The organism is Streptomyces sp. NPDC059002 (assembly GCF_042740435.1).
GTDB lineage: Bacteria > Actinomycetota > Actinomycetes > Streptomycetales > Streptomycetaceae > Streptomyces.
Genome location: NZ_JBHYJI010000061.1, coordinates 1 through 19,708, shown reverse-complemented (window position 1 = coordinate 19,708; position 19,708 = coordinate 1). Strand labels below are relative to the sequence as shown.

The 19,708-nt window shown below is 68.8% G+C and carries 19 protein-coding genes and 2 tRNA genes; 14 read left to right on the top strand and 7 right to left on the bottom strand.

Annotation, left to right across the window (positions count from 1 at the left end; translation table 11 throughout):
* Positions 1-15 precede the first annotated feature (15 nt).
* The 4 genes from gyrA to ACFWZ2_RS35630 all read left to right on the top strand — a co-directional run bounded on the left by gyrA (position 16) and on the right by ACFWZ2_RS35630 (position 4,171).
* Positions 16-2,616, top strand: a complete 2,601-nt coding sequence (gene gyrA / locus ACFWZ2_RS35645) for a DNA gyrase subunit A (RefSeq protein ID WP_384552928.1) — start codon at positions 16-18, stop codon at positions 2,614-2,616.
* Between the two features lie 18 nt (positions 2,617-2,634).
* Positions 2,635-3,345, top strand: coding sequence for a DUF3566 domain-containing protein (locus ACFWZ2_RS35640; RefSeq protein WP_384552926.1), 711 nt, complete (start codon positions 2,635-2,637; stop codon positions 3,343-3,345).
* 97 nt (positions 3,346-3,442) lie between these two features.
* A tRNA-Ile gene (locus tag ACFWZ2_RS35635) sits at positions 3,443-3,516 on the top strand.
* 208 nt (positions 3,517-3,724) lie between these two features.
* Entirely contained in the window at positions 3,725-4,171 is a 447-nt protein-coding gene (locus tag ACFWZ2_RS35630) for a hypothetical protein (protein ID WP_384552924.1), read from the top strand.
* A gap of 218 nt (positions 4,172-4,389) precedes the next feature.
* Here the strand turns inward: ACFWZ2_RS35630 and ACFWZ2_RS35625 are convergent, their stop codons facing one another.
* The gene (locus ACFWZ2_RS35625) at positions 4,390-4,719 is read right to left on the bottom strand and encodes a DUF6344 domain-containing protein (protein WP_384552922.1); all 330 of its coding nucleotides are present in this window, start codon (positions 4,717-4,719) and stop codon (positions 4,390-4,392) included.
* 313 nt (positions 4,720-5,032) lie between these two features.
* Here ACFWZ2_RS35625 and ACFWZ2_RS35620 point away from each other — a divergent pair, with 313 nt between their 5' ends.
* Together ACFWZ2_RS35620 and ACFWZ2_RS35615 are read left to right on the top strand one after the other, a co-directional pair.
* On the top strand, positions 5,033-5,161 hold the full coding sequence (locus ACFWZ2_RS35620) for a DLW-39 family protein (protein ID WP_003999697.1): 129 nt from the start codon (positions 5,033-5,035) through the stop codon (positions 5,159-5,161).
* A gap of 205 nt (positions 5,162-5,366) precedes the next feature.
* Positions 5,367-6,821, top strand: a complete 1,455-nt coding sequence (locus ACFWZ2_RS35615) for a hypothetical protein (RefSeq protein WP_384552920.1) — start codon at positions 5,367-5,369, stop codon at positions 6,819-6,821.
* A gap of 17 nt (positions 6,822-6,838) precedes the next feature.
* Here ACFWZ2_RS35615 and ACFWZ2_RS35610 read toward each other — a convergent pair whose 3' ends face one another.
* Together ACFWZ2_RS35610 and ACFWZ2_RS35605 are read right to left on the bottom strand one after the other, a co-directional pair.
* Positions 6,839-8,260, bottom strand: coding sequence for a serine/threonine-protein kinase (locus ACFWZ2_RS35610; protein ID WP_384552918.1), 1,422 nt, complete (start codon positions 8,258-8,260; stop codon positions 6,839-6,841).
* Between the two features lie 49 nt (positions 8,261-8,309).
* Complete coding sequence (locus tag ACFWZ2_RS35605) at positions 8,310-8,858, bottom strand: hypothetical protein (protein WP_055563954.1); 549 nt, start codon at positions 8,856-8,858, stop codon at positions 8,310-8,312.
* A 183-nt stretch (positions 8,859-9,041) separates the two neighbouring features.
* Between ACFWZ2_RS35605 and ACFWZ2_RS35600 the strand changes: the two genes are divergently transcribed.
* Both ACFWZ2_RS35600 and ACFWZ2_RS35595 read left to right on the top strand, forming a co-directional pair.
* Positions 9,042-9,114 (top strand) — tRNA-Ala (locus tag ACFWZ2_RS35600).
* 104 nt (positions 9,115-9,218) lie between these two features.
* Positions 9,219-11,084, top strand: a complete 1,866-nt coding sequence (locus ACFWZ2_RS35595; protein ID WP_384552916.1) for a tyrosine-type recombinase/integrase — start codon at positions 9,219-9,221, stop codon at positions 11,082-11,084.
* Positions 11,085-11,427: 343 nt separating this feature from the next.
* Here the strand turns inward: ACFWZ2_RS35595 and ACFWZ2_RS35590 are convergent, their stop codons facing one another.
* Entirely contained in the window at positions 11,428-11,799 is a 372-nt protein-coding gene (locus ACFWZ2_RS35590; protein WP_384552915.1) for a LexA family protein, read from the bottom strand.
* A gap of 696 nt (positions 11,800-12,495) precedes the next feature.
* On the opposite strand from ACFWZ2_RS35590, the gene ACFWZ2_RS35585 reads away from it, so the two are divergent.
* Complete coding sequence (locus ACFWZ2_RS35585) at positions 12,496-12,687, top strand: hypothetical protein (protein ID WP_384552913.1); 192 nt, start codon at positions 12,496-12,498, stop codon at positions 12,685-12,687.
* 74 nt (positions 12,688-12,761) lie between these two features.
* Here ACFWZ2_RS35585 and ACFWZ2_RS35580 read toward each other — a convergent pair whose 3' ends face one another.
* The 3 genes from ACFWZ2_RS35580 to ACFWZ2_RS35570 are packed head-to-tail and all read right to left on the bottom strand — an operon-like array spanning position 12,762 to position 14,099.
* A complete protein-coding gene (locus tag ACFWZ2_RS35580; RefSeq protein WP_384552911.1) occupies positions 12,762-13,421 on the bottom strand; it encodes a hypothetical protein in 660 nt (219 codons plus the stop codon).
* A complete protein-coding gene (locus tag ACFWZ2_RS35575) occupies positions 13,396-13,839 on the bottom strand; it encodes a hypothetical protein (RefSeq protein WP_384552910.1) in 444 nt (147 codons plus the stop codon). The genes ACFWZ2_RS35580 and ACFWZ2_RS35575 overlap by 26 nt, the downstream gene beginning before the upstream one ends.
* A 2-nt stretch (positions 13,840-13,841) precedes the next feature.
* Complete coding sequence (locus tag ACFWZ2_RS35570; RefSeq protein ID WP_384552908.1) at positions 13,842-14,099, bottom strand: hypothetical protein; 258 nt, start codon at positions 14,097-14,099, stop codon at positions 13,842-13,844.
* 537 nt (positions 14,100-14,636) lie between these two features.
* Here ACFWZ2_RS35570 and ACFWZ2_RS35565 point away from each other — a divergent pair.
* From ACFWZ2_RS35565 to ACFWZ2_RS35545, 5 genes are all read left to right on the top strand, one after another.
* Positions 14,637-15,389, top strand: a complete 753-nt coding sequence (locus tag ACFWZ2_RS35565; RefSeq protein ID WP_384552906.1) for a DUF2786 domain-containing protein — start codon at positions 14,637-14,639, stop codon at positions 15,387-15,389.
* A 65-nt stretch (positions 15,390-15,454) separates the two neighbouring features.
* Positions 15,455-15,895, top strand: coding sequence for a DUF6197 family protein (locus ACFWZ2_RS35560; protein ID WP_384552904.1), 441 nt, complete (start codon positions 15,455-15,457; stop codon positions 15,893-15,895).
* A 117-nt stretch (positions 15,896-16,012) separates the two neighbouring features.
* Positions 16,013-17,764, top strand: coding sequence for a ParB N-terminal domain-containing protein (locus ACFWZ2_RS35555; RefSeq protein WP_384552903.1), 1,752 nt, complete (start codon positions 16,013-16,015; stop codon positions 17,762-17,764).
* A 67-nt stretch (positions 17,765-17,831) separates the two neighbouring features.
* Positions 17,832-18,254 carry a hypothetical protein gene (locus ACFWZ2_RS35550; protein WP_384552901.1) on the top strand — a complete coding sequence of 141 codons (423 nt, stop codon included), beginning with the start codon at positions 17,832-17,834 and terminating at the stop codon, positions 18,252-18,254.
* Positions 18,255-18,389: 135 nt separating this feature from the next.
* Positions 18,390-19,607: a hypothetical protein gene (locus tag ACFWZ2_RS35545; RefSeq protein WP_384552899.1), complete on the top strand. Its 1,218-nt coding sequence runs from the start codon at positions 18,390-18,392 to the stop codon at positions 19,605-19,607.
* The last annotated feature ends 101 nt before the right edge of the window (positions 19,608-19,708 follow it).

Below are 19,708 nucleotides of genomic sequence, written 5' to 3'. Positions count from 1 at the left end.
GGACTTTGACCAGCAATGGCCGACGAGAACACCCCCGTGACGCCCGAAGAGGAACCCACCGTTCCCGGCGTGGGCATGCGTGTCGAGCCCGTCGGGCTCGAGACGGAGATGCAGCGCTCCTACCTCGACTACGCGATGTCCGTCATCGTGTCCCGCGCGCTGCCCGACGTACGGGACGGTCTCAAGCCCGTCCACCGCCGCGTCCTGTACGCGATGTACGACGGCGGCTACCGCCCCGAGAAGGGCTTCTACAAGTGCGCCCGCGTCGTCGGCGACGTCATGGGTACGTACCACCCGCACGGCGACTCCTCCATCTACGACGCCCTGGTGCGCCTCGCCCAGCCGTGGTCGATGCGGATGCCACTCGTCGACTCCAACGGCAACTTCGGCTCCCCGGGCAACGACCCGGCCGCCGCCATGCGCTACACCGAGTGCAAGATGGCGCCGCTGGCCATGGAGATGGTCCGTGACATCGACGAGGACACCGTCGACTTCACGGACAACTACGACGGCCGCAACCAGGAGCCGACGGTCCTCCCGGCGCGCTTCCCGAACCTGCTGATCAACGGCTCGGCGGGCATCGCGGTCGGCATGGCCACCAACATCCCGCCGCACAACCTCCGCGAGGTCGCGGCGGGCGCGCAGTGGGCGCTCGAGCACCCCGACGCCTCGCACGAGGAGCTGCTCGACGCCCTCATCGAGCGCATCAAGGGCCCCGATTTCCCGACCGGCGCCCTCGTGGTGGGCCGCAAGGGCATCGAGGAGGCGTACCGCACGGGCCGTGGCTCCATCACGATGCGCGCGGTCGTCGCGGTCGAGGAGATCCAGAACCGCCAGTGCCTGGTGGTCACCGAACTCCCCTACCAGACCAACCCGGACAACCTTGCGCAGAAGATCGCCGACCTGGTGAAGGACGGCAAGGTCGGCGGCATCGCCGACGTCCGCGACGAGTCGTCGTCGCGCACCGGCCAGCGCCTGGTCATCGTCCTGAAGCGGGACGCGGTCGCCAAGGTCGTACTGAACAACCTCTACAAGCACACCGATCTGCAGTCGAACTTCAGCGCCAACATGCTGGCCCTGGTCGACGGTGTGCCGCGCACCCTCTCGCTGGACGCGTTCATCCGGCACTGGGTCACGCACCAGATCGAGGTCATCGTCCGGCGCACCAAGTTCCGGCTGCGCAAGGCCGAGGAGCGGGCGCACATCCTGCGCGGCCTGCTCAAGGCGCTGGACGCGATCGACGAGGTCATCGCACTCATCCGCGGCAGCCAGACGGTCGACATCGCGCGCGAGGGCCTGATGGGCCTCCTCTCGATCGACGAGATCCAGGCCAACGCCATCCTCGAGATGCAGCTGCGCCGACTGGCCGCCCTGGAGCGCCAGAAGATCGTCGCCGAGCACGACGAGCTCCAGGCGAAGATCAACGAGTACAACGCGATCCTGGCCTCGCCGCAGAAGCAGCGCCAGATCATCAGCGAGGAGCTCGCGGCGATCGTCGAGAAGTTCGGCGAGGACCGTCGCTCGGCGCTCGTGCCCTTCGACGGCGACATGTCCATGGAGGACCTGATCGCCGAAGAGGACATCGTCGTCACGATCACCCGCGGCGGCTACGTCAAGCGCACCAAGACGGATGACTACCGCTCACAGAAGCGCGGCGGCAAGGGCGTTCGCGGCACGAAGCTCAAGGAAGACGACATCGTCGACCACTTCTTCGTGTCGACGACGCACCACTGGCTGCTGTTCTTCACGAACAAGGGCCGCGTCTACCGCGCCAAGGCGTACGAACTGCCCGACGCCGGACGCGACGCCCGCGGCCAGCACGTGGCGAACCTCCTCGCCTTCCAGCCGGACGAGCAGATCGCCGAGATCCTCGCGATCCGTGACTACGAAGCGGCGCCCTACCTGGTCCTCGCCACCAAGGGCGGCCTGGTCAAGAAGACCTCGCTGAAGGACTACGACTCGCCCCGTTCGGGTGGTGTCATCGCCATCAACCTCCGCGAGACGGAGGACGGTTCGGACGACGAGCTGATCGGCGCCGAACTCGTATCGGCCGAGGACGACCTGCTGCTCATCAGCAAGAAGGCCCAGTCGATCAGGTTCACCGCAACGGACGACGCGCTGCGCCCGATGGGCCGCGCCACTTCGGGCGTCAAGGGAATGAGTTTCCGCGACGGCGACGAGCTGCTCTCGATGAATGTTGTCCGTCCGGGTACGTTCGTGTTCACCGCCACCGACGGTGGGTACGCGAAGCGGACCAACGTCGACGAGTACCGCGTTCAGGGTCGCGGTGGCCTGGGCATCAAGGCCGCCAAGATCGTGGAGGACCGTGGTTCGCTCGTCGGCGCACTGGTGGTCGAGGAGACCGACGAGATCCTCGCCATCACGTTGTCCGGCGGTGTGATTCGTACGCGAGTCAACGAGGTCAGGGAGACGGGCCGTGACACCATGGGCGTCCAACTGATCAACCTGGGCAAGCGCGATGCCGTGGTCGGTATCGCTCGTAACGCCGAGGCCGGGCGCGAGGCCGAGGAAGTCGACGGAGACATCGTCGACGAATCGGATGGCGCCGAGCCGGCCGCCGGTACGGACGAGGGCACGGACTCCTCGGCCGAGTAGCGCGAGGAGTGAGTCATCGTGAGTGGAGCCACGGGCGCCGGATCGAAGCGGACCGGCACTACCGGCACGGACGGTGCCCGTGGCTCTGCCACTGATGCACATGACTCTCACGAGTCTCATGGATCCCAGGGGGGGACTGTGACGGACACCCGAGGGCCAGGGACTTCTGGTCAGGCTTCAGGCCAGTACGACGCCGCGTACGCGGCCGGCAAGAAGGCGCAGGGCGGCAGCGGAGCGCTCCCCGGGGAGCGGCAGCCGCAGCAGGCGTCAGGGCCGTACCACCCGCCGCAGGCGTATCAGCAGGGCTCCCAGACGGGTTCGGTGCGCAGGCCGCGCACGGGGGCCCGTACGACGCCGCGTACGCGCAAGGCGCGGCTGCGGGTGGCCAAGGCCGACCCGTGGTCGGTGATGAAGGTCAGCTTCCTGCTCTCCATCGCGCTCGGCATCTGCACCATCGTCGCGGCGGCCGTCCTGTGGATGGTCATGGACGCGATGGGCGTCTTCTCCACGGTGGGCGGCACGATCTCCGAGGCGACGGGCTCGAACGAGTCCAACGGCTTCGACCTGCAGTCCTTCCTGTCGCTGCCGCGGGTCCTGATGTTCACGTCGATCATCGCGGTCATCGACGTCGTGCTCGCCACGGCCCTCGCGACGCTCGGAGCCTTCATCTACAACCTCTCCGCGGGCTTCGTCGGCGGCGTCGAGCTGACCCTCGCCGAGGACGAGTGACCCTCGGCTTCCCCGGCGCCCGGGTATCGATTTTGGGACTGGCCCGCAGGTGCGCTAATCTTCAGAGGTCAGCGCGCGGGACACACCGCAGCGCGGCGGGGCTATAGCTCAGTTGGTTAGAGCGCATCCCTGATAAGGATGAGGCCACAGGTTCAAATCCTGTTAGCCCCACATCGGCGTCATGCCAGTTCAGAAGGCCGGTAGATCGAAAAGATCTACCGGCCTTCTGCGTTTGATGATCTTGGGCGGAGCTACCGCGAGGGTTTACCCCACTACCGCGAGAGTTGAGGGTGAGTCCCCCTGTCGTTGGATGTTCCTGCTGGGGCGGCACCCCTAGCGTCGTGCACGACCGCACGACACTCACAGGGGGAAATTCACCATGCATGCTGTCCAGAAGGCAGGGCTGGCGCTGGCGTCGGCTCTCGTGGGCCTGACCGCCGCCGCGGTGCCCGGGAGCGCGGCCGCTGCGCCCTCGTCGTCCACGACCGCCCAGGAAGGGTCCGTCGCCGCATGTAAGAAGCCCATCGACCGCTGGGGACACAGGGGCTACTACAGGTGTGGCAGTTCCCCCATGAACGCCTACTGGGACGACCGGCCCGGGTACGACGAGACGTTCGTGGTCGGCCCCGACCGGAAGATCTACTCCATCTGGGCCGGGTCGGGCGGCTGGCACGAGCTGCCGGGGAACGGCCGGGCCGACGACATGTACGGCCATGACGAGTCCAACGGACGCACCGTGGCCGTCCGCGTCGGCACCGCCAAGTTCTGCACCAACTACAAGCACGGCCAGTGGAACGGCTGGCACCGGTGCGGCAGCGTCGGATGAGGGACGCCGGACGACGGCGCAGGTTGCTGCCGGTGGCGTGATCCAGGTGGTGCATGGGGCTTGAACTGCCTTGGGCGGCAAGGGTGGTTCGAGCCCCTCCGGGGCCCTCGATCAGGTGGGTCTTCTGCTGGGGGCGGGCATGCGAAGACCCCCAGACCGTGGAGGGCTGGGGGTCTTCGGAGAGTTTCAAGGGCGCTGGGCCCGGGGGAAGGCCGGGATTACGGTTCCGCGGCGAGTGCTGGTTCCTGGGTGTCCGACTCGGCCTCGGCTTCCGTGTCCGTCGTGGGCAGGTGCCGGCAGCTGGGGGAGGAACCATGGGCCTCGGCGCGGATGCGCTGCTTCATCGTCGGGGGCAAGGACCGTTCGTACGCCATCGTCCAGTGGGCCATGACGGGGGCGGGCGCGCTCGCCGTGGCGTTGCGTGCGTTCGTGGTCTCCTGTACCGCCGTGGCCGCGGTGGCCGTCGTGGTGAGTCCCAGCGCGGCGAAGAGCGCGAGGAAGGCGGTGACGATCGTGGTCCACAGTTTCATGGCCTTGGTGCCGGTCATGGCCCCTCAATTCAGGTTGGGCGATTTGCGTACTTTCCTCATGATGTGTATGCGGGGCAGAGAGTGGTGGACCGACGCTCGCGTCGCGCCGATGTTCAGATGAACACCACCCGGATGGCCCCAAGAGGCCCGAGAAGGGGGCAAGAGCGGCGAAAGTCACAGCGGACGGGATTCGTGCGGAGCTGCGGCATCCGTTTCGACTGCTGTGCTGGGGACGGCAGTTGGGGTGGATCCAGGTCACCGATCGATATCGATCGGTGTGTATAGTCGGGCGCCAGAAGTCCCCTACGTCAAGGAAAGACGAGGTCGCGCGGTGAAGAAGCTTCTCCTGGTCGCACTGGCCGCCATCGGCGGGCTCCTCGTGTACCGCCAGATCCAGGCGGATCGCGCCGAGCAGGATCTGTGGACGGAGGCGACTGACTCCGTGCCCACGGGTTCGTGAGTATCGACAACAGTCACTTCACAGGCCCCGGTCGCTTTTGCGGCCGGGGCTTCGTGTTGCCCGGACCTGCCGATTGTGCCCGCGATATTCGCTTGCGTGAATGATTCACTTGCGTAAGCAAATGTGGCGGGGCGGTGCGGTCCCTTCGGTGGCGGGTTCGTGGTGGTGTTCGCGCGGCGCAGGGCGGGCAGGACGGTCGGGACGAGTGGGACGGCTGGTTCACGACGAGGGGTGGCGCGTGATGGGGCGGCGGCTGACTGAGGGCCGGGCGGCACGACGGGGCGGCGGCCGGACCGCGGTCGTGGTCCTCGCCGCGGCGGTGTGCGCGGTGGCGGGACTCCCGGGGCAGGCCGCGGCCGCGGGGACGCCCAGTCCGTACGCCTTCGCCGAGGGGGCCGAAGTGGTCGCCGGTGCGACCAGCAACGTCGAGGGGCATCGGCTGGTGCCAGGGGCGACGTACAAAAGCTCCCTCCCGCGCGCGGGACAGCGTTTTTACCGTCTTGAGCTCAAGGCGAAGGAGAGCGCGTACGTTTCGGCGACCGCCGTTCCGAAGCTGGGCACGAGAGTCTCGTACTCCGATGGGCTCAAGGTGTCCGTACAGGACGCGGACGGTTACAACTGCAGCCCCCTGGACTCGGAGAAGGCGCGGTTCGGCTCGTCGGAGAGTGCGCGCCCCATCACGGCCACGGCGTCCCGGAGGGTCGGTCCCGAGGAGAAGAGCTGCAAGGGGGCCGGTACCTACTACGTGCTCGTCGAACGGACCAGTGATCCCGCGTCCGGTCAGGAGGACTGGGACCTGGAGCTTCGTATCACGTCGGAACCCGCCCTGCGGAAGCGGAGTGCGACGGTGCCTCCGGAGTCATGGGATTCCGCGTCGCCCGAGCCGCCGCGCGGCGAGCGGAGGCTGCGCGAGGGCGGCACGAGCTTCAACAAGGCGCGCGGGCTGGGGACCGGGGTGTGGGGAGACCGCATCGAGCCCGGGGAGACGCGTTTCTACCGGGTGCCGGTCGACTGGGGGCAGCGGCTCTCGATCGGGGCCGAGCTCGGCAGTTCGACCGGGGGCAGGTTGGAACGGGACCGGGGGTTCGTCTCGACCGCGCTGGTCCTCTCGCTGACCAATCCGGTGCGGGCGCAGGTCGACGACGCGGACACGGCGTACGACGGAACGCAGAGTTCGACGGCTCTGGGGCCGCTGCCGCCGGTCGCCTACGAGAACCGATTCGCCCCCGCCGACCGGGTGGCCGCGACGCGGTTCGCCGGCTGGTACTACCTGTCGGTCCATCTGAACCCGGACGTCGCGGGGAAGTTCGGCAGGGCGCCGCTGGACGTGACGCTGCGGGTCACCGTCGACGGGGCGGCGCGGCCGGGGCCCGAGTACGCCGGATCGGCCAAGCCCGCCGACGAGTTCAGCGTCACGGAACGGGACACGGAGGCCGCCCAGCAGGGGGAGACGGCCGCCGGGAGCCGTGCGGACGGGGGCGACGACCGGGTGATGGCGGTGGTCGCCGCCGGGGGGATCGGTACCGGCGTGGGGCTGTTGGCGATCCTCGGCGTGTGGACGCTGATCGCTCGGCGGAGGGCGGCGGCAGCCGTGGCGCTGCCCGGGGCTGCCGTGCCGGGAGCCGGGCCTGCGCAGTTCGGACCGCCTCGAGGGTGGTGAGCGTCCGTGTCGAACTGTCAGATCTGTGTCAGGGCCCAGAATCCGACGGCGAGGCAGACCAGCGCGACGAACAGCATCGGCACCGCCACCTTCGCGGGCGGTCCCGGGCGGCGGCGTCGTCGTGATGGGGCGGGGGAGGCGGAGGCCGCGGGCTGCGGCTGGGGCTGGGTGATTGCCTGGCTCAGGGGCGGAACGTGGGCGGTGTACGGCTGAGCAGGGGCGTGAGGGGGATACGCCCCGGACGTCACGGCCCGTGAGGGGTCGTGGGCCGGGACGTGGTGGACCTGCCCGGGGGAGGTCACATAGGTGGGCTCGGGCACGGGTGTCTGCGGGGCAGCGGGAGCGGAGGCCGCCGGGGCAGGGGGCGCAGACGGCGTGGGTGGCTGCTGGGGCGGCGGCAGGTGGAAGCTGCCGGTTTCCGAGCTGACGGACGGCGTCGGGGTGGGGGTCGGGTCCGGGGCCGTGGTGGGTGGCGGTGGCGGCGGAGGCGTGCTGGGCGCCTCGGGGATCACGGTGGGGGGTACGCGGCCCGGGGCGGGGCGCAGGCGTCGCGCGGAGGTGAGGGGGCCGTCGGGGCCGAACCCCGTGGGCAGGGGCGCGAGTTGGTCGAAGATCTCGACGAGCTCGTCGTCGGGGCCCGGCTCGGGCAGCATCTCGGCGGCCGAGGCGAGGGCCTTGCGTGCGCCGGTGGCGGTGCGGAAGCGGGTCTGCGGGTCCGGCTGCAGGAGGGTGGCGATGACCTGCCAGAGCGGCTCGGGCATGCCCTGGGGGGCGCCCGGGGTGCCGTGCTCGGCGAAGTGCTCGATCAGCGCCTTGGCGTCCGGCTTGGCGCCTTCCAGGAGGTACAGGGCGACCAGGCCGACGGCGAAGAGGTCGGCGGGGAAGTCCGGTTCGGCGCCCATCATCTGCTCGGGGGCGAAATAGCCGGGCGTGCCCACCACATAGTCGGCCTCGGTGAGCCGGGGCTCGCCCTTGCGCATCGAGATGCCGAAGTCGGAGAGGCGCAGATGCGGGCGCCCCGCGCCGGTGGCCTCGAGGAGGATGTTGGCCGGCTTGATGTCGCGGTGGACGACGCCTTCGGCATGGACCGCCGCGAGGCCGGCCAGGAGCTGGTCGAGGAGCGTGCAGGCGAACAGGGGCGGCAGCGGGCCGTAGTCCCCGATCACATGCGCCAGCGAGCCGCCGGCGACCAGGTCCATGGTGAACAGGACCTTGTCGTCGTCGGCGGCCCAGCTGGCGGGCGCGAGCACATGGGGGTGGTCGATGCGCAGGGCTTGTTCCCGTACGAACCGCAGGAGCGAGTGCGCGTCGCTCTGCTGCAGGACCTTGGCGGCCACATACCGGTGCCGCCGGTGGTCCCAGGCCCGCCAGACCGCTCCGACTCCCCCGTGTCCGACCGGGTCGACCAGTTCGTACCGGCCTGCGAAGACCTCACCCATGGTCGTGCTCCGCTCCCCTTCCGGGCCGCGCGGCGGCCCGGCCGACGGCTCAGCTCTGGTGCGCCTCGTAGTGGGCGACCGCGTCCGCGGTGCGCCCGGCGCCGTACACCCGGAGGAACTCTGCCAGTTCCGGGTGGGTGGGGGCGAGGGAGTCCGCCGCATCGATGATGTCGCCGGCGGCCGCGACGGAGCGCAGCAGTGACTGGATCTCGCGCACCACGCGCTTCACGGTGGGTGCGCCCGAACTCGTCGCCGTCTGCGAGGTGTTGGTGAGGACGGAGCCGCCCTGGGACTTCTTGATCTCGTCCATGCGGTCGGTGGCCTCGGCGGCGCTCACGCTGCCGTCCGCCACCTGGCCCGCCAACTCCTGGAGCAGCTGGACGCGTTGGACGACCGCGGGGTTGCCGATCTTGGCGCGCTGGCCGCTCATCAGCTGGGAGAGCATCGGGGCGGACAGACCGAGGACTCCGGCGAGACGGGCCTGGTTCAGGCCCAGGTCATCGATGAGTCGACGGAAGAGCGCCCCCAGCGGCTCCCCGTACCAGTTCCGCTGGAGCTCCCGTGCTCTCGCGGTGGTGTCTTGTTGTGCGGCGTCCATTGCGTCTCCCCATCGCTTCCCCTAAGACCGCGGTTCGCTGCCGCGAACCACGTCGAGCATCTTACGGAGCGTGGTCGTGGACCGGGACCCCCAATCCTTTTGCGAGATCCGGGGGGTGACCCGGTACTCTGGTCTGCGGTGCTCACCGGGGACGTGATTCTTCCGGTCCGACGCATCGTTAGCGGGGCCTTAGCTCAGTTGGTAGAGCGCTGTCTTTGCATGGCAGATGTCAGGGGTTCGACTCTCCTAGGCTCCACAGTCGGAGAGGTCCTCTGACCAGCGGAAACGCCGGTCGGAGGGCCTCTCCGTATTTATAACGTCAGCACCGTGTCAGCACCGATCTGATTTACGGTGCTGTGCATGGCGTACATCAAGAAACGGGACAAGCGGGATGGAACGGCCAGCTTCACGGTCATGTGGAGGGCTGGCGGAGCCCGTGGCGGCAAGCAGGAGTCCGAGGTTTTCGAGGACGAGACAGCCGCCGACCGCTTCCGTGATCTGGTGAACGGCCACGGCCAGCAGTGGCCGCCCGGCTGGGTGCGGGGGCAGGGATTCATAGCGGACCAGCGCAGGCCGGGCACGATGTTCGAACCCTTCGCCCTCGCCTACGTCGACCGCCTCACCGGTGTCCAGGGCGACACCCGCAGCAAGTACAAGAAGGAGATCAGGGAGAACATGGCTCCCTGGTTCGGCCCGTACTCCGTCGAGGACGGCGAGGGCAGCATCGTTCGGACCATGGTCCAGGACTGGGTCAACGACCTCGAAGCTGGACGCCTTGCTCCGCTCGACCCGCGCGACCGGAAGCCCCGAACCTCGTACGCACCGAAGACCGTGCAGAACAAGCACGGCCTCCTTAGCGCGATCCTGCAATCCGCAGTGGACGCAGAACCGTCACTGCGGGCCTCCAACCCCTGTGCGAAGACGCGCCTGCCCCGGCTCGATGGCGCCGAGGACGAAGAAGAGATGGTCTTCCTCGAACGCGAGGAATGGGCCTGGATCTACGAATGCCTCAAGGACGACGCCAAGGATCTTGGCGAGACCATCGCGGAGACCGGCTTCCGGTGGGGCGAAGCAACTGCGCTCCAGCCCCGGGACCTCCGGCGACGCAACGGCCGCCCCGCCATCCGCGTCCAGAGGGCGTGGAAGAAGGACGAGGACGGAAAGTCCGTGCTCGGCCCCCCGAAGACCCGGAAGTCGCGCCGCACCGTCGTGATCACTCACAAGTTGGACCGGATGCTGCGGCGCCGCGCCAAAGGGCTGGCTCCCAATGCCCTGATATTCACCGGCCCCGAGGGGGGCAAGTGGGACCCCGGAACCTTCCGACGCCTGCGCTGGGTGCCCGCGATCGAACTGGCCGCAGAGAAGTACGGACTCATCAAGCGACCGCGCATCCACGACCTCCGCCACTCCCATGCGTCCTGGCTGATCGCCGCCAAGGTGCCGCTGCCAGCCATCCAGGGACGACTTGGGCACGAGTCCATCACCACCACCGTGGACCGCTACGGCCACCTCCTGGACGCCTTGGACGACGAGGTCATGGCCGCCGTCGAATGGGCCATGGACCCGACCGCCCCGTTGCCGGGCTTCCTGGAGCACTCCGGCCTGGCATCCACGACGGACGGACTCCCCAATGTGCCCCGCCAGCTCTCTGGGCTTGCCCAGGAGGCCTGGAAGGACGCCAGTAACGTGCCGCCGGACGGTGCGGAGCGCGGGAGCGACCCCGTGTTCGTCGTCACCCTGGGCGGGCAGGAGGTGCCGTTCGAGGACCGACAGCACGCGCAGGACGTCGCCGACCAGTGGAACGACGACCACCAGGACGAGGTCGCGGCCATGCGTTCAGACGGCTGGCCAGAGGAGAAGATCGTCCGCCGCGGAGCCCTCGGGCCCGAGGAACGCGAGCGGTGGACTGGCGGTGGCTCTGTCTGGACCCGGATGCCGGAGAGGCAGTTCGTGTACTCCGCTCTGGCGTCATATGAAGCCGACGGCACCCTGACCTACGAACCCCTCCCTGCGAGTAGTCGGTGGACGTGGGAGTTCGAACTCGACGGCTTCACCACCCGGGCTGCCGAGTTCCGGACCGAGTTCCGACCCGGCAGCAGCACCGAGGCCCACGCCCGGGGAATCAACAGATCGGCGGTGTCCCGGGCCTTTGAGCAGGCCCGTGTGGAGGCTCTGGAGGTGTGCGCCACGCACCCAGACGCGGATCTCACCAGCACACAGGCATAACGCGGTTCGCTATGAACGTCAGTTAGGGTTCTGGTCCATTTTCTGTGGAGCAGGAAAGGGGCTCCTCTGCGCGAGTCTGGTGGGCGCGTCTGACCTGCGCCGTATCGCTCTGCCGCTGCCGGTCGACCACGGGCTCGACCGGCTCCACAGAAAGTGGGCCAGAGCCCGTTCTCGTGAACAAAGCCGCCCAGGCGTGGTCGCTGAAGGCATCACCGCGCTTCCACTTCTTCGGGTCTTCGGCAACGGCATCGATGAGCCTGTGCATACAGTCCCCCTTGTGATCCACAGGGATGTCACGGTGCAGAGGTTGGGGAGATCTCCCTTGGGCCTGTGGATAACCCGGTCAGGCCAGCCGGTACGCCCTGTGGCGGTGGTCGTCTCGGGCGACCATGCCGAGCTGCTGGAGGCGGCCGAGCTGGTAGTGCACGGCCGACTTGCTGGAGAGGCCAACGCGCGCCGCGATCTCTGCCAGGGTCGGGGCCTCGCCTGTCTCGGCGATTACCTCGCGCATGCATCGCAGGATCTGTACCTGCCGCTCGGTCGGAGAGCCAATCACGATCGACTCCTCCCGCGGGCGAGACGGAGTAGCTCTTGGCGGGCGCCGGGAGTGCGCGCCTCGGGTCGGCTCGCCAGTTCGCACGAGAGCTGGAGCAGGCGGCGCCGGAGCGCGGTGCGGCCTGGCTCCTTGGCGAGCTGCTGGTAGGTAGCCATCCATGCCCGTTGCGTGTGTACGAGGTCATCGGGGATTGAGTGGCGCATACCCACCACTAGAGCACGTGTTCGAATTCTTGAGCAAGAAACCCTCAGTCGTGTTGTGGCCCCGAGGTGCGCTAACCATCAATCGGCCGGAGTCACACGTGTGTCAGCCGACCCATCAGACACGCTCTAGAGAGCCGGATGACTACGTCCGCGGACGGTCCCCAATGCATCCGAGTTCACCGAGGTCGAGGTCATGTCGCATTTACGCGTGCCCTGGCTAGTCAGCTGGCCCGGGAAATCAGCGGACACGTCTTGGCCATCATCAGAGGGCAACGGCGACGATCGAGAAGGTGGTCCAGAGGGGCGATTTTCGGGCGATGGAGGGCCCGCAGATTGTCGTCACGTGACGACAAACGCCGGGTCCGTCTAGTGATTTGGCCCTGGTCAGGGGGTCTCAGCGACTTTGGGCCTGATCGTGATACGCCAGCTCTTCCCGGCGAGGGCCGCGCTGTACCGTCTTGATCAGGTCAGGCCGCGCTCAACTCAGGCGCGTCGGCCTAGCACCGCCATCAGCGTGCAGAGGCCCAGGCCCTCGTGCAGGTAGCGCCTCATCCCCAGCACAGTCACCTCGCCCTACCGCCCCATGCCCACATCAGGGCCGGGCCCAGTACCGCGAGCAGTCGCTCGCCCCTATCCACCTGGAGCTACCTCGATGTCCTCCGTGCACACTCTCCTCGTCGCCGCTCTGTGTGGCCTGGTCCTGCTGCTCATCATGGCGGGTGCCGCGTATCTGTGCTGGCAGCACCCGGCTGCGGCCGACCCGATCACGGCGGCCGCGACCGTGGCCGGGGTTCTGGTGGCCGGGGTAGGCGTGACCGTCGGAGCCGTCAGGCGCCGCCCGTGAGTCCTCAGCCGTACTTGGGCCCTCGGAAAGCTGGCGTCGCGCAGCGAACACCGTCGTGGTCATACAGGCTGGGACTACCAAAGGCTTAAGGGCCTGCCAGCCGCCGCTGCGGCGTGGACACGATGAACGATCTGACCATGAGGTTCGCCGACTGCGAGGCCAGCACGTATGGCCGAGCCGATGGCCCGCGAACGGGCGGCGGGCCCCCGGAGGTCGGCGAGAGGACTGCCGGGATTGCGGCGCCGCGCGAGCCATTCGGCCCGGTTCTCCGCCGGAGTGCCGAGCCGCAGGTGCTCCGGCTGCTGACAGGAGTGGTTGTCACAGGTGTGGCAGACGGTCGGGCTGTCATTGCCCCAGCCCAGGCGGGCAATCACGCCGTGCGCGAGCTGGTACCCGTACAAGTGCCCCGGCACCGTGCCCCGCCGGGTCCTGCCCGGCAGAGAGGCCGCGCGGAAGCTTGCATGTCCCGTGTCGGACACCCCGGCAATCCAGAACCAACAATCCGACTCGGACGAAGTGCGGTAGACCTTGGCCCAATACCGGGCCTGGACCGACTCATCGGCGAGCCAGGACTCCCACTCCACCGCCGGGATACGCACCGGGGACGGCTCACCGATCAACGCGAGCTGCTCAGCGCCTCCACCCGCTGGCGCAGGCCCGGCCACGTCCACCGTCGACAGCGGGAACAGGCCGGGCCCGAGCGCGTCATCACGCGGCATCGGCCCGACCGGCATCCGGATCCTCGATCTCCGGAGAAGCCGGTGCAACAGCCGATGAAGGACTCTCCGCGGGCCGGGCAGATGGTGATCGCCGCTGCCGTGGACGTTCCGCACGAGCACGCAGCGCCTCGATGACCTCCTTGGCCCGAGCAGCGGTAACAGGCTTCGCCTCCCGCTCCAGCTCCTCCGCAGGCACCCCAAGCAACTGCGAGACCAGCTCGGAGTCCTGATCGAACAGCCGCAGAGCCACAGCAGCAGCCTCTCGTGCCCGGACGTCGGCTGCTTCCTTGGCCGCCGCCGCGACCACCGCCGCCTTACGCGCCGTCAGGACCTCTCCCGCAGCCATCTCACGGGTCTTCGCCTGGAGTGCCTCGATCGCCCGCACCCGGCGCCTGAGTTCAGCCGTGCTCACTGAACCCGTCGCAGACGTCATGGTCACCGGTCTCCCTCCTCGATGTTTTCGCCTTCTGCCGCGGCCGTGACCCAAACTCTGCCGACCGCACGCCCCATCCGGCGGGCCAATTGCTCGGCTGCCTGGCGAAACTCCCCGTCCGTTAGATCCTTGGCCTCCCTGGAGGACGGATACCACCGACTGTCTGCTACCTGGTGGTGCACGACGTCGTCCATCTCGCCTATCAGGGCCTGGACCGCTTCCTCGATCTCGGCACGCTGCTGCTCGGAATACCTGCTCATAGCGCGCACCGTAGGCAGGGGCTCGGGAAGAACTCACATGCGGGCGTATCGGTGCTGGCCTCAGAGCATTTACGCCTCCGGCGGGTCCGCTCTCGGAGGGGGAGGGGGCGAGTAGTTCGGCTGCGGCGCCGTCGTGGTTGCGGAAGAGGGCGGCGGGGTTCCCTCCTCGATCGGCCGCCTCAGCTTCGCGCACCGCGCCGCAGGGCCGCATGGTCGTTCGTCCGGGTCCTCAACTCCCTCCGTTCCTCCGGAAGTTGCGGCTTCCGGGCGCTCCACCATGCGGCCCTGCACCACGGCACGCCGGGGCAGTGTCGTCCAACCGAGGAGGGAACCCCGCCGCAGGCCCGTTGTGGCCAAGGCCTGAGCCCTCGCGTGGCCGGTGTGCGCCAGAGAAAGCCCAGTTCAGAGGCACTATCAAGGTTGACCCAACCCCTAGAACATGGTTTAATTAGTGATGTCGGAAGGGGAGGGCAACACCCCGAACGGCGCCCCGCAGAGCCGACCGGCCCTGCGGAACCTCTCACCAGAAACGGCACGATGAGCACCACGCAGAACACCGCGACGGCGAACCCCAAGCTGGCCACGATCCGAGCCCTGCTCGCCAAGGCGGAAGACCCCTCGACCCCCGAGGCGGAAGCCGAACTGGCCCGCAAGCGGGCATTCGAGATGATGGCCAAGTACGGCGTCGAACAGGCCATGTTGAACGATGGGAACCCGACCAGCGACGCCTCGGCAGACCGCCAGATCGTCTTGGATAACCCGTGGGCCATGGAGCGCGTCCGCCTGATCAACCGCATAGCCCGCGCTCTCGGATGCCAGCTCATCCACCTTGGACGCGACGGAGGCGGGCCCGCCCGCCGCGTCCACATCTTCGGGTACGAATCCGACCTTCAGCGCGTTGAACTCCTCTACACCTCCCTACTCCTCCAGATGAACAGCGGGCTCGCCGCCCAGTACGTCCCCGTAAGCAGCGGCGCACGAGCGTGGCGCCGTTCCTGGCTCCTGGGATTCATTGACCGCGTCGGACGGCGCATCGAGGAAGCCGAGCGAGGCGCCCAGGAAGAGGCCCGCAGCGAAACCTCCGCCACCGGCCGCAGCACCGCTCTTGTTCTCGCGGACCGCAAGGCCGTCGTTGAACGGAGCTACCGCGACGCCTACCCGCGAGCCCGCAAGGGCGGTTCAACGACGATGACCGGCAACGGATTTGGCGCCGGATGGACCGCAGGTGGACGCGCCGACATCGGAGGCCGCCGCATCGGCCGCGCCACCGCCGGAACGATCGCGTCGTAACCCCCACCACCGCCGGGGTGGCACTCCGCCACCCCGGCCCCCGTGTCCGCCCCCAGGAGAACCCCATGCCACCCCGCAAGCCCCCGGCTACCCCTGCCCGCATCCTCACCGCCGCCGCCGTCCACATTGACCGCGTCGGCCTGTATCAGGGCGACCACCTCTGGCAGCCCGGCAAGATGGGCGACAACGCCCCGTGCAACCTGCTGCACGCATGGGAGCGCGGCGTACGCGCCAACCGGCCCCACTGGGCCGTGCGCGGCGAACCGTGGGACATCTTCCACCGCGCCCTTACCAACTCCCTGGCCATCTTCAGTGACCACATCAACGGCCGCCCCGTCGCGCCCGCCCGATGGCGGAAGCTGCGGATAGACGAATACGTCTACCGCCGCACCATGCTGTGGTGCTGGGGCGACGACCCCCGCCGCACGTCCGGGGAGGCGGCCACCGCGTTCCGCGCCGCCGCAGCCACCTGCGGGCGTGGCCGCGATCGCATCGCAGGTGTTTGATCCACCCCTCAGAACATGGTTTAATTAATGGTGTCGGAAGGGGAGGGCAACACCCCCTCCGACACCCCGCTGGGCCGACCGGCCCAGCGGAACTCTCACCAAGGAAGACAACGCGCGATGAGCAACACCACGGCCCAGGCCGACGTCCAGGTAACCCCTGCCCAGTGGGACACCCTCCCCATCGCTGAACTCACCGCGTATCCCGGTAACATCCGGGACATCGAGGTTCCCGTCGACCTTCTGGCCGACATCAAGGAGAACGGGGTTCAGGAGCCGCTGTACGTCGTCCGTACCCACGGTGATGTGCCCCAGGTGATCGACGGATTCCAGCGGCTGGCCGCCGCCGTCGCCGCTGGGCTGGAGACCGTTCCGGTCACCCCGCGCCCCGTCATCCGGATCGACGCGCTCACCCCGCACCCGAAGAACGCCCGCGAAGACCTCGACCTCAACGCGCCGTTCGTGGAATCGCTCCGCGCCGAGGGGTGCCGTATCCCGATCAAGGTGCAGCGCCTGGACGGAGGGGTCATCCAGGTCAACGACGGGAACCGGCGCTACTTCGGTGCCCAGGAGGCAGGGCGTACCCACCTGCCCTACGAATGGGAGGACGACGACCGTGACGCGGCCGGGCAGTTCCTCGACATGATCACGACCGCCCAGCACCGCAAGGCCCTGACGCGCGGCGAGATGACCGCCGCCATGTTCAGCGCGGCCGAAGCGGGCGCCCAGGTGGGACGCATCGCCAAGGCGGCCGGAGTGCGGCAGAAGGACGTCAAGGCCGTCGTCAAGGTCAAGGGCGACAAGACCTTGAGCGACGCCGTCACGAGCGCCACCTATGCGTGGACCTTCGACCAGATGGCCGCGCTGTCGGAGTTCGCCGACGACCCCGAAGCGCTCTCCGCGATCACCGAGGCCGCCGAGGAGGCCGCCGCCGACGAGGACGCGGCCGACGAAATCGACTGGATCATCCGGATTGAGCAGACCAAGCGCGAGAAGCGCGCGAAGGCCCAGGCTCACCGCGCCGAGCTGGAGAAGGCCGGGCAGAAGGTGCGGGACATGTCGGAGCTGTCCGAACGGGCCACCCCGGTATGGCGCCTAAGGGCACCGGACGGGGGGCACATCACCGCCAAGGACCACGCGGAATGCAAGGGCCTGGTCTGGGTGCTGGAGGAGGGTGAGGACGAGCAGTTGAAGCCGTACTGCACCTCTCCCGCCCTGTACGGCCACGCCGAGCCCGGCAACCCCTTGGGGGGCAGCGGCAGGAGCACCGCTGAGAAAGAAGCCGAGAAGGCCGCCCGCGCTGCTGTCAAGAAGGGCAACATCGAGTGGGACGCCGCCGAAGGTAGGCGTCACCAGTGGCTCGCGGACATGATCAAGAGCCGCAACCTTCCCAAGGCCACCACCAACGCCCTGATCGGCCACGTCAACACGGCACTGCTCGGCGGGCAGTGGGGCCTCTGCGACGACCTGAACAAGGAACCCACCACCAACATCCTGGCGACCTTGCTCGGACTCACCGGCGACAAGGCGAAATACCGCATGACCTTCCCCGAGCAGGTCGCCAAGGACCCCAGGAGGGCCCCGCAACTCCAGTTCGCCGCCGTCGCGGCTGTCCGGGAGAAGTCCGCCACCCGGGTCGCATGGCGCACTGATTCCCAGCGGTGCAGCGAGATCAGGAAGCCCACCGCCATGTGGTTCGTGATCCTCGAAGCGCTCGGGTACCAGCTCACCCCGATTGAGCAGGCCGTGAAGGATGACGAGCCGTACGACCCGTACAAGAAGAAGCGCGCCGCGATCACGGCCAGCGGCGAGGCCGACCAGGACCCCGCAGCCGCCGCCGACGAGCCGTTGGACGACGCAGCCGCCGCCTAAGACCCCCAGCCGCACGACGCCGGGGCGGGTAGAACCGCCCGCCCCGGGCCACCCCAGGAGCCCCACAGTGACCCGTACAGCCCCGTTCGAGACCCTCGCAGGCGAGACCGGTTGCGGTTGCGTCCCCGCCCCCGCCGAGCCCGACCCTGGCACCACGGCCGACAGCATGCAGGCCCGCGCGATCGCGGCCGGACTCGCAGAGTTCGGCATCGGGCCCGCCCGCTGGTCCGCCGCCTACGACCACGAGGCCGCCGCCGTCGTCCTGCGTGTGGACACCCCGCGCGGACTGTACGCACTCGCTATCCCCGCCCCCGGCCAGCCGTTTCCCGTCCGCCACCGGGGCGAGCGCATCGGAGCCCTGAACTGCCGCCGCACCTACGGCACCGCCGACAGCTACACCGCAGCCCTGTTCGCCGCGTTCCTGAGAGACCGCGCTGCACTGGACATCCCTGGCCGCGATGTTTGCCCCACACCTCAAAACATGGTTTAATTAGGCATGTCGGAGAGGGAGGGCAACACCCCCTCCGACCACCGGGCCGCACGCGGCCCGCCAGATCCGGCCGAACGCGGAGGGCAACCCGCCCGGCCGGGCGCTCATCACCTCTCACCAGCAGGAGCATCCACGATGAACAGCGCTGCCATGCGTTTCGACGTCCCGGCCACGTCTGCCCGCCGCGTCCGTCAGCTCGTCGAGACCACCAACACCCGCGCCGCCGTCCACGGACTCACCGCCTACCAGCTCGACTTTTCCGCGCCGTTCCTCGCGGACTACAAGGACCCGTACGACGGCCGCATCGTCTGCCAGCGGCCCACGGTCACCGTGACGATCTTCGGGGAGATCCCGCGTCACAGCGGCTGGACGGTCGTGGCCCGGCTGGACCACGACGAGGAGGGCGAGACGCTCCTCAGTCTGTTCCCCGGACTGCCCGAGCAGCTCGCCGCCGAGGCGAGCGCACAGCGGATGACCGCGAACGTCTGCCACGGCTGCAACATCGCGCGGCACCGAACCGCGACCTACCTTGCCCGCCACGACAGCGGCGAGTACCGGCAGTTGGGCACCACTTGCGTGGAGCCGTACACCGGACTTCCGATCAAGGGCCTTGAGGCACTGTGGCGGTTCGGCAAGCTGAAGGACTCCGATTGGGACGACAGCGAGGGCGGATTCCCCGACGATCTCCGCGTCCCCGTGGCCGAGGTGCTCCGGGTGACCGCCGCGATCGTGGCCCAGGAAGGCCGCTTCTACAGCCGTTCCGAGCAGTGGGCGAAGTCCCCGACCGCCGACGGAGTCGAGGCGTACTTCTTCAGCCGCAAGGCCCCGATGGAGTGGCGCGCGGACATCGACGCCGAGCCCGACGCGACCGCCACGGCCGCCGCCGTCAGGGAATGGGCCGTCCAGGGATACGGCAGCCTGAACGACTACCGCCACAAGGTGGGCCAGCTGGCCAAGGCGGAAACCGTCGACCCGCGCCACCTCCCCACCCTTGTCTCCGCGATCGCGGGATGGCACCGCGACCAGGAGCAGGCCACCGCCGAGCGCGCCGCCCGCAACTCGAAGCCGCAGGGCACCAAAGGAGAACGGCTCACCGTCACCGCCACCGTGACGACCGTGATCGAGCTGGAAGAGCGCCACTACGGCTACCACGCCCAGCGCCGCCGACTGGTCAAGTTCCAGGACCCGGAAGGCAACGTGTACGTCTGGTTCAGCAGCGCCGCCAACGTGCCCGACAAGGGCGACGAGATCCAGCTCACCGGCACGGTCAAGGACCACAGCACCTACGGCGAGGTCACGCAGACCGTACTGACCCGGTGCCGCGTCGCCGAGCGCGAGCTAGCCGCAGCGTAAGACCACCGGCCGGGCGGACCGCCACCGTCCGGCCGGACCCTGGCCGCCGGGACCGGGGTGGGGGGGGGGGGGGGGGCGCCCCCCCCCCCCCCCCCCCCCCC